The organism is Corallococcus llansteffanensis, assembly GCF_003612055.1.
GTDB classification, from domain to species: domain Bacteria; phylum Myxococcota; class Myxococcia; order Myxococcales; family Myxococcaceae; genus Corallococcus; species Corallococcus llansteffanensis.
Genome location: NZ_RAWB01000391.1, coordinates 1 through 9440 on the forward strand (window position 1 = coordinate 1; position 9440 = coordinate 9440).

At 70.6% G+C, this 9440-nt stretch carries 9 protein-coding genes; 6 read left to right on the plus strand and 3 right to left on the minus strand.

Annotated elements, in window-relative coordinates:
- The first annotated feature begins 147 nt into the window (after nucleotides 1–147).
- Entirely contained in the window at nucleotides 148–1371 is a 1224-nt protein-coding gene (locus D7V93_RS29355) for a glycosyltransferase family 87 protein (RefSeq protein WP_244237583.1), read from the plus strand.
- A 117-nt stretch (nucleotides 1372–1488) separates the two neighbouring features.
- Entirely contained in the window at nucleotides 1489–1785 is a 297-nt protein-coding gene (locus D7V93_RS29360) for a hypothetical protein (protein ID WP_244237584.1), read from the plus strand.
- A 7-nt stretch (nucleotides 1786–1792) separates the two neighbouring features.
- Here D7V93_RS29360 and D7V93_RS29365 read toward each other — a convergent pair whose 3' ends face one another.
- Nucleotides 1793–2164 (minus strand): DUF423 domain-containing protein, encoded by a 372-nt coding sequence (locus D7V93_RS29365; protein WP_120646535.1) that lies wholly within the window; start codon nucleotides 2162–2164, stop codon nucleotides 1793–1795.
- Between the two features lie 106 nt (nucleotides 2165–2270).
- Here D7V93_RS29365 and D7V93_RS29370 point away from each other — a divergent pair, with 106 nt between their 5' ends.
- Entirely contained in the window at nucleotides 2271–2930 is a 660-nt protein-coding gene (locus D7V93_RS29370; protein WP_120646542.1) for an SET domain-containing protein, read from the plus strand.
- Nucleotides 2931–2977: 47 nt separating this feature from the next.
- Nucleotides 2978–3913 carry an acyl-CoA dehydrogenase family protein gene (locus D7V93_RS29375; protein ID WP_120646536.1) on the plus strand — a complete coding sequence of 312 codons (936 nt, stop codon included), beginning with the start codon at nucleotides 2978–2980 and terminating at the stop codon, nucleotides 3911–3913.
- A gap of 34 nt (nucleotides 3914–3947) precedes the next feature.
- Here D7V93_RS29375 and D7V93_RS29380 read toward each other — a convergent pair whose 3' ends face one another.
- Entirely contained in the window at nucleotides 3948–4658 is a 711-nt protein-coding gene (locus tag D7V93_RS29380; protein WP_120646537.1) for a hypothetical protein, read from the minus strand.
- Nucleotides 4659–4775: 117 nt separating this feature from the next.
- Here D7V93_RS29380 and D7V93_RS29385 point away from each other — a divergent pair, with 117 nt between their 5' ends.
- Both D7V93_RS29385 and D7V93_RS29390 read left to right on the plus strand, forming a co-directional pair.
- Nucleotides 4776–5609, plus strand: a complete 834-nt coding sequence (locus tag D7V93_RS29385; protein ID WP_167509514.1) for a zinc-binding metallopeptidase family protein — start codon at nucleotides 4776–4778, stop codon at nucleotides 5607–5609.
- A 12-nt stretch (nucleotides 5610–5621) separates the two neighbouring features.
- Nucleotides 5622–6932, plus strand: coding sequence for a M18 family aminopeptidase (locus D7V93_RS29390; protein WP_120646539.1), 1311 nt, complete (start codon nucleotides 5622–5624; stop codon nucleotides 6930–6932).
- Between the two features lie 89 nt (nucleotides 6933–7021).
- Here D7V93_RS29390 and D7V93_RS29395 read toward each other — a convergent pair whose 3' ends face one another.
- Entirely contained in the window at nucleotides 7022–9130 is a 2109-nt protein-coding gene (locus D7V93_RS29395; protein WP_120646540.1) for a M4 family metallopeptidase, read from the minus strand.
- Nucleotides 9131–9440: the final 310 nt, after the last annotated feature.

A 9440-nucleotide genomic window follows, 5' to 3' on the forward strand; every position in this document is an offset into this window, starting at 1 on the left:
GTGGAGCGTCGTAGGCACGGGAGGGGCAAACCTAGCGGGTCGGGTGCCGCCGCGCATCCCGGGCGGCGGGAGGCACGGGGGGCGGGGGAGGCGGCGGACGCCTTTCCCAGCGACAGCGCCCGGGCCGCGCGGGCAGAGTGGTGGCTCGTGTCCGCTCCGACTTCGTCCGCACCCTTCCGCTTCCGGCCCGGCCCCCTGCACTGGCTCGCGCTCGTCGTGAGCGTGTTGCCGCTCGCCTATTACGCGTTCTCTCCGCGCGCGGGCGACCTGTACCTGTACTTCAGGACGGCCCACGCCTTCCTGGAGGGCGCGACTCCCAACGTCGATTTCCGCTTCGAATACCCGCCCTACGCGCTCCTGTGGTTCGTGCCCGCCGCCTGGGTGGGCGGCGACGAGCGCGGCTTCATCCTCGCCTTCGGCCTGCAGCTCACGCTCTTCGACGCGTGCATCAAGTGGCTCCTGCTGTCCGAGGGCGTGCGGCGCTGGGGCACGTCCTTTCGCGCGTGGGTGCCGCTCGCCGCGTACAGCGTCACAAGCTGGATCCAGAGCATCCACTACCTCAAGCGCTACGACCTCATCCCGGCGGTGTTCGTCCTGGCCGCGCTGGTGGCCCTGATGCGGCGGCGCGAGGGGTGGGCGGGCGTCGCGCTCGCGGTGGGCACCGTCACCAAGTTGTACCCGGCGGTGCTCGTCCCGCTGGCCCTGGCCGTGTGCTGGCGGCGGGGCCTGAAGCCCACGCGGGCGTTGCTGACCGGCCTCGCCGTGGGCGTGCTGCCGCTGCTTCCGCTGGGCCTCCTGTGGCCGTGGTGGCGGTTCGCGTCGTTCCACGTCGACCGGGGGCTCCAGGTGGAGTCGCTGAGCGCGGGCCTGCTGTGGGCCGCGAAGCTCCTGGGGCTCGTCCAGGCGCAGTGGGTCAACGCGCCGGCCTCCTATGAGCTGCACGGCCCCGCAGCGGAAGCGGTGCGCGTCCTCACCCGCTACGTCTGGGTGGCGGGCTCGCTGCTGGCCGCGGGGGTGTCCGTGCGGGGCGCGTGGCGCAAGCCGCCCCAGCACATCGAGGACCTGGCCCGGCTGGCGCTGGTGCCGCTCGTGGCCTTCGTCATCCTCAACCCGGTGCTGAGCCCGCAGTACCTCATCTGGCTCACCGGCGCCGCCGCGCTCGCGCTGCTCTCCGGCGCGGTGGGGCCGTCCGTCGTGCTGCTGATCGCCGCGGCCATCACCCGGGGCCTGTTCGCGGGAAGCACGTACTACTCCGGCCTCCAGTGGCCGCACACGGTGCTGCTGCTCGTGCGCAACGGGATGGTGCTGGGCGCGGGCCTCGCCTGGGCGCGCGAGGTCTGGCGCCAGGGAGCGCCGACGCCGCCCGCCTGACCCGCCTGCCCGCCCGGTGGGGTCCAGGGTGAGGGGGCCGCGCCGCCTCCCGGGGCCCTCCCGGCGCGGCCTGCGAAGCCACCGCCTCGCTGTTAGGGGGAGGCCATGGCCCGTCCGGTGAAAGTCGAGACCCTGCTGCCTGTCGAGGTGGACTTCCAGCGCGAGCGCGCCTCCGGGCTGCGCCGCTCCGGGGACAGCCTGGAGAAGGCCCTCGACGCGCTCTCCCGCTCCGAGCGCGAGCTGCGCGCGTCGAGCGGCCTCTCACGGGTGGAGCGCTACGCGGGCTACCGCGCGCTCTGGAAGGAGGCGGAGCGGCTGCGCTGGAACCTCACCGTGCAGCGCGAGGCCTGCGGGCTGCGCAACCACCGCGACCTGGACCTCATCTACCCGCTGCCGCCCCTGCTGAGGGAGTGACCGCGCCTCACGGCGCCGTGCGCCACGCGGCGATGGCGAAGAGGACCCAGCCCGCGAGGAACCCCAAACCGCCCAGCGGGGTGACGGCGCCCAGCACGCGCACCCCGGAGAGGGCGAGCGCATAGAGGCTGCCGGAGAACAGGACGATGCCCGCGAGCATCGCCCAGCCCGCGGCGGACAGGAGCGGCGAGGGGCGCGTCAGGCCCAGCAGTCCCACGGCCACCAGCGCGAGCGCGTGGTACATGTGGTAGCGCGCGCCTGTTTCGAAGATGACCTGCAGGTCCTGGGGAAGTCGGGCGCGCAACGCATGCGCCCCGAAGGCTCCCGCCGCCACGGACAGGAAAGCGTTCACCGCTCCCACCACGAGCCACCACCGCATGTTCGAGTGCCTTTCTTCGCGGGCTTGACTGCGGCACGCTACACCGCGCCTCAAGGCAGCGTCCTGGCCGAACCTGCACCCCGCCCCAGCCGCTCCCATCCCGATGATGACTTCTCCTTCCTTCCAGCCGACCCCGTCGATCCCCTTCGAGCTGCGCCAGTCTCCCATCCAGGGGCTCGGTGCCTTCGCCACCCGCCGCATCCGCAAGGGGGCGCGCATCATCGAGTACATCGGTGAGCGCATCACCCAGGCCGAGGCGGACGTGCGCTACGACGACGAGTCGATGGAGCGCCACCACACCTTCCTCTTCAACCTGGACGACGACACGGTGCTGGACGCGGGCACGGTGCACAACGAGTCGCGCTACATCAACCACTCGTGCGAGCCCAACTGCCAGTCGCTCATCGACAAGGGCCACATCCACATCTACGCGCTGCGCGCCATCGAACCGGGCGAGGAGCTGACGTACGACTACGCCTACGAGCGCACGCCGGAGATGGGCGACGACGCCGAGGGGCTCTACGTCTGCCGCTGCGGCACGCCCTCGTGCCGGGGCACCATCCTCGCCCCGGAGAAGAAGGCCCCCGCGCGCCGCAAGAAGTCCGCGAGCAAGGCCAAGCGCTCCGCCAAGGCCCCGTCGAAGTCCAAGTCCAAGGCGGCCTCCAAGTCCAAGGCGGCCTCCAAGTCCAAGGCCGCCTCGAAGTCGAAGTCCCCGGCGACCTCCCGCTCGAAGTCCGCGGGCCGGGGTCGCCGCGCCGCGAGCTGAGCGCCAAACGCCGCGCGCGTTCCGGGGGCGGGCATTAGAGTGGAGGCGTGAAAGACGTCCTGCGCCTGCTGCTCACCGAAGCCCCCGAGTCTCCCTCGCTCGACTCCGTGGAGGCCTGGTGGCGCCGGCACCTCGCGGTGCTGCCGCGCTTCCCGGCCCCCGCGGATCAGGCGCTCGCCAGCGGGTTCCGCATGGACCGGCTGGGGTTCGCGTTCGCCTCCGGCTACCACGCGGCACTGCGCTCCCTCTTCCCCCAGCTCCCGGGGGACCAGCGCGGCGCACTCTGCGCCACCGAGCCCGGCGGCGGGCACCCCAACGCGATTGAAACGACGCTCACGCCGGAGGGCACCGGCTGGCGGCTCGACGGGCAGAAGACCTACGTCACCCTGGGCACGCACGCGGAGGTGCTCCTGGTGGTCGCCACCGAGGGCCGCGATGCGCAGGGCCGCAACCGCCTGCGCATGGTGAAGGTGGACGCGAAGCGGCCCGGCGTGAACGTGGAGCCGCTGCCGGCGCTGTCCTTCGTGCCGGAGGTGCCCCACGCGGCGCTGCGGCTGGAGGGCGTCACCGTGAGCGCGGAGGACGTGCTGCCGGGGGATGGCTACACGCGCTACCTCCGCCCGTTCCGCACCGCGGAGGACTGCCACGTCAACCTGGCGGTGCTGGGCTGGCTGGTGAAGGTGGGCCGCCGCTGCGGCTGGCCGGTGGCGCTGCGCGAGGAGCTGGTCTCCCTGGCGGTGCTGATGCGGGCGCTGGCGCAGGAGGACCCCAGCGACCCCGGCGTCCACGTGGCGCTGGGCGGCGCCTTCACCCAACTGCAGCGCGCGCTGGAGCGCTGCGAGACGGCCTGGGAGGGCGTGGACGTGGAGACGCGGGAGCGGTGGCAGCGGGACCGGCGCCTGCTCGAGCTCGCGTCCCGGGTGCGGATGATGCGGCTGGAGTCCGCGCGTCAGAAGCTGGCCGGGGGCGGCTCGGACGACTGAGCCCGCCCCTCACGGCCGGGAGGCTTCGGGCCTCCTAGTACCGGCCGCCGCCCGCCGCGGAGACGATGGCGGAGAGGATGCGGTTCTCCACGCCCCAGACGGCCTTGTTCATGCCCTTCACGCCCGCGCCGCGCATGTAGTCGGTGAAGTCGTGCAGGGCGGTGGAGCGCTGCATGCGCTCCGTCTTGGCGGCGTAGAGCAGCGGCGTGCCCGGCGCGCCCGTGAGCCCCAGGTCGGGGCAGGCCTCCGACAGCGCGGCGCGGTCGATGCCCGTCACCGCGGACAGCATCGCCACGGTGAACTTGTGCACCGGCAGCTCGCGCGCGTTGGGCACCTTCTCCAGCACCTTCGCGCGGTCCTTCGGATCCGTGGCGAGCTGCTCCAGCTTCACCTTGGACATCTCCAGGATCTGCTCGTTCGTGACGTGCTTGTTGTCCAGGATGGCGCGGTCGAACAGGCTCGAGGGCGTGTCACCCTTGATGGTGATGTTCACGTCCTGGAGCCGCGCGCGCATCGTCTGGATGGCCCGGCCCACCTCGGTGTTCGGGCCGCCGCGCCACGCGCCCGCCACCGGCGCCGCCGGAGGCTGCGTCGAGCGGACCCGCGCCAGCTCCGCACGGTTGAGCACGTCCGCGCGCGACACCTGCGTGACCTGGTTGGTCCGGGCCGGCTGCGCGGCCGGGGCCTGCGTGCGGGAAGACGCTGCGGGGGGCACAGCGGTGGGGCGGTTGCGGATGGACGTCATGGACACCTTCTACCGTGGATTTCGGGTAACGGATTATCCGCCGGGCGGGCAGGGGAGTTGCCTGGACGCCCTCCTCCAGCGCGTGCGTTCCACCCCCGGACCGCTATGGTGCGCGCCATGGCCCCGCGCTTTCCCACCCAGTTCGCCGACCTGCTCACCCCCCGAGGCCGCCGCATTCTCGAAGGTCGAGACCCCGAGACGTGTGGCGCGCTCCTGGACCCCACGCGCCCCTTCGTCGCGCTGCAAGGCGTCATCGACGTGAAGAAGGCCGCGGAGGCCCGCGACGTGCTGGACGCGGCGCTGCGCGACACGCTCGTGACGATGGAGGACCCCATCCCGGAGGACTCCATCTCCGGCATGGTGGAGAACTACACGGAGGCGCTACCCAAGACGGTGCGGGTGCGCACCGCGCTCCTGGAGAGCCGGCGCTCGCGCTCGTGGCGCGCGGCGGAAGAGGTGGGGCTGGTGGCGCTCCTGCGCTCGGACACGTTCGCGGGCTTCGCGGCGGCGGTGAGCGGCCGGGCGCTCAAGCGTTCGTGGGGCATCCAGGTGCTCTGCTACGGGCCCGGCGACTACACGGGCCCGCACAACGACCACCACCCGGAGGAGGCCGACGCGCGCGACGGCTACGTGGACATGCACGTCAGCCTGACGATGCCCGCCGTGGACCACCAGTACCTCGTGTACGCGAAGGACGGGCACTTCTCCGAATTGACGAAGGTCAGCACGGTGGGTGGCATCACCGTGTACCGGCTGCCCTTCTGGCACTACACGACGCCGCTGGCCGCGAAGAAGGCCCGCGAGGACGCCGCGCGCCGGTGGGTGCTGCTGGGGACGTTCCTGGACGCCGGGCCGAAGACGCGTGCCTCCTCCACCATCCTGCCGCCGGGCGCACGTCCGCCTGTCGGGGGAACGACACTGGGACGTGGCACCGGGGCCGGACGGCGTTAGCGTGCCGGGCCCATGAGCCCCACCGACACCGACAAGCAGGCCGGAGACCTCCTCCAGTACATCGACGCGTCGCCCACGCCGTACCACGCCGTGCGGGAGACGGCGCGCCGCCTCACCGCCGCGGGGTACCGCGCGCTCGACGAACGGGAGTCCTGGTCCCTCAAGCCCGGGGACAAGGTCTTCGTCGTTCGCGGCGACACGAGCATCGCCGCCTTCCAGTTGGGCACGAAGCCCACGGACGCCACCGGCTTCCGGCTGGTGGGCTCGCACACGGACTCGCCCAACCTGCGCCTCAAGCCGAACTCGCCCGTCAACCGCCACGGCTACCAGCAGCTCGGCGTGGAAATCTACGGCGGGGTGCTGCTGCACACGTGGACGGACCGCGACCTGTCGCTCGCGGGCCGCGTGGTGGTGCTGAACAACGGCCGTCCCCAGCACTACCTGGTGGACTTCCGCCGGCCGCTGCTGCGCGTGCCCAACCTGGCCATCCACCTGAACCGCGGCGTCAACACCGACGGGCTGAAGCTCAACCCGCAGGAGCACATGGTGCCGGTGCTGGGCCTGGAGAGCGCGGGCCCCGCGGAGCTGCGGGCGCTGCTGGTGGAGGAGCTGGCGAAGGAGGGTGTGACGGCGGCCGCGGACGACCTCCTGGGCTACGACCTGTGCCTCTACGACGTGCAGCCGTCCACGCGCTCGGGCCTGCACGGGGAGTTCCTCCACGCGTCCCGCCTGGACAACCTGGCCAGCTGCCACACCGGCCTCACCGCGCTCCTGTCGCCGGGCGGCCCGCGCGAGGCCACCTGCGGCGTGGTGCTCTATGACCACGAGGAGTGCGGCAGCCGCAGCGCGCAGGGCGCCGCGTCGCCGTTCCTGAAGGACCTGCTGGAGCGCATCGTCCAGGGGCACTCGGACGGCCGGGCGGACGCGTTCCACCGGAGCATCCGCCGCTCGTTCCTGGTGAGCGCGGACATGGCGCACGCGGTGCACCCCAACTACCCGTCCCTGCACGAGCCGAAGCACCAGCCGCAGCTGGGCGGCGGCCCCGTCATCAAGACGAACGTCAACCAGTCCTACGCAACGGACGGCGAGTCGTGGGCGCACTTCGCCACGCTGTGCCGCGAGGCGGGCGTCACGCCCCAGCACTTCGTCACGCGCACGGACCTGGGCTGCGGCAGCACCATTGGCCCCATCACGGCGGGGCAGTTGGGCATCCGCACGGTGGACGTGGGCAACCCCATGCTGTCCATGCACTCCATCCGCGAGCTGGCCGCCGCCTCCGACGTGGCCCGCATGGTGGCGGTGCTGACGCGCTTCTTCGCCTGAGACGAAGCCTGACACCTGACAAAGGAAGAGGCGGGCCCGGCTTCGACACCGGGCCCGCCTCAGGATGTTTCACGAAGCCCGCGTGACGACTAGTTCACGCCCACCGCGGTCCAGGCGTCCTTCACCTTCTGGACCTGGGTGGAGTCCGCGCCGTACAGGTCCGTGGCGGACTTGATGGTGGCCTCGCGGGCCTGGGCGAACGTCGTCTTCGGCGTCATGTACGTGGTGAGGGCGCGGCCGAAGATCTTCAGGCCGTCCTCCATGCCGACGCCGCCCTTCACTTCCAGGCCGGAGGTGCGGTTCTTGCCGCCCTCCACGAGGAGGTAGAAGGCGTTGTTGGAGATGCCGCTGGAGCCGTGCACCTCCGTCTGCTTCGGGTAGTTCTTGTAGTTGTCGACCGAGTAGTTGTCCTTGGTCGGGTCGTTCATGTAGCGCAGGCCGTCGGTGGGGTCGCCGTTGTTCGGCGTCCACGCGGCCTCGCCCACGGTCCAGTTCCACTTGGCCTCGGGGTTGTGCTGCGCGGCGTACCACTCCACGCCCGTGCCCATGATGTCGCTGAAGGACTCGTTGAGGCCGCCGGACTCGCCGCTGTAGACGAGGCCCGCGGTGCGCTCGGTGAGGCCGTGCGCGATCTCGTGGCCGGCGATGTCCAGGGTGGTCAGCGGACCGGCGTTCTTGCCGTCGCCGTCGCCGTAGCTCATCTTGTCGCCGTCCCAGTACGCGTTCACGTAGTTGTTCTTCACGTGCACGTAGCTGACGAGCTTCTCACCCGCGCCGTCGATGGAGTCACGGCCCAGGATGTTCTTCATGAAGTCGTACGTCATGGCCGCGCCGTAGTGCGCGTCGATGCCGGCTTTGGCGCGAGCGGGGTCGGTGGCCTCGCCCCACTTGTCGTTGTCGTCGGTGATCTTCGTCTGGCCGCTGGCCGTCGCCGCGTTCTTCGCGTCGTAGGTCACGACGCCCTTGCCGCGGGTCGAGTCCTCCAGCGAGTACGTGCCGTCCGCGTTCTTCGTGGTCTTCAGGTCGATGTGGCCGCTGTACATCGACTGGTCGTCCGCGGTGCCCACCGGATCCGTGGGGGGCTTGTTGGGCTTCGTGCCGGTGATGTCCAGGCTCCACTTGTTCAGCGTGCCCGTGTCGCGCTTGGCCTTGTCCTCGACGGTGATGGTCCACTCGCCCTTGGCGCTCTCGCCGGCGAAGGCGGACAGGTCGAAGGAGCCCTTCACGTCGTCCACGCCGCCGCCCTTGCGGTTCTGCACGACGGCCGTCTTGCCGGACGGGCTGGTCAGGCTGATGGACAGGTCGCCGCTGTACGTGTGGCTGATGTCCAGGTTCAGCTTCAGCTTCTCCACGGAGACGTCATCCGCGATGGCGATCTTCGACGTGGCCTTGCCCAGGTCCGGGATGGCCGCGTTGGGGCTGGCCGCGCCGGTGACCTGCGTGGACTCGCCCGCCGCCGCCGGACGCGAGTAGCCGCCGATCTTGTTGAAGGTCTCCAGGACCTTCCCCGTGTTCGCGTCGATGATGTAGTTCTGCTTCTTCGGCTTCTCCTGGCCGGCGATCTGCGTCACTTCCACCTGGTAGGCCGAGTGGTACTTGCCGGCCTGGTCCTGGTAGATGACGCGCTCGGAAGAGGGCTGCTTGTCGGCCTTGCCGCCCAGCTCCTTCTTCGCGATGTCGATGGCCTGCTGGGGCGCCAGCTTCGGCTTCTGCGAACCCAGGCCCGCGGGGATGGGGTTCTGCTCGCCGGTGACGCTGGAGACCTTGCCGTCCTGGCCCAGGTGGCTGATGACCTGCTCACCGAAGACCTTCACGCCCTCGTGCATGCGGTCCAGGCGCACGTGGGTCATGCCCAGCTCGTCGCGCTCGACGCTCTTGGGCACCAGGGTCGCGCCGGCCTTGTTGGCCGCCAGCAGCGTCTGCGCCGTCATCGGCGGGGTGAGGTGCTTCAGCGACGTCTGGATGGCCGACTGGGCCTCCTTGCTGTCCAGCGCGAGGCGGCCCACGGGGGCGCCCTGCGTCGACGTCGTCGTCGGGGGCACGATGGCCGCGGCGACGTTGGCGCCGCCCACGCCCTTGACGGACTCGAAGCCGTCCTTCACGCGCAGGACGTTCTGGGCCTTCGCCGGGGTCTTCGAAGTGTCGGTGGAGGGACGGAGGGTAACGGGAGTCTGACCTTCGGTGCGGCGAATGCTCATGGGTCACTCACACTGCAAGGGGGATGAACAATTCTCGCATACAGAGCGCCGTGAGTTTCCGGTGTGATGAGGAAGTTAGAACGCCTACCTTGGAATCAGGGAATACCGTTCGTTGACTTCCAGAGATTCCCCCGGTTGACACGCCGATTTTACTTGCAGCAGGGGTCCTACTGGACCCGAACTCCGGAATTAACCGACGCAGGGCGCCATAAATCGAGTGTTTAATGGCGGGGAAAAAGGCGGAAAATCACCGGAAAAGTCCGCCCGGGTGGAAATGCGGGGTGGCGGGGCGGGGACGGCGGACTGATAC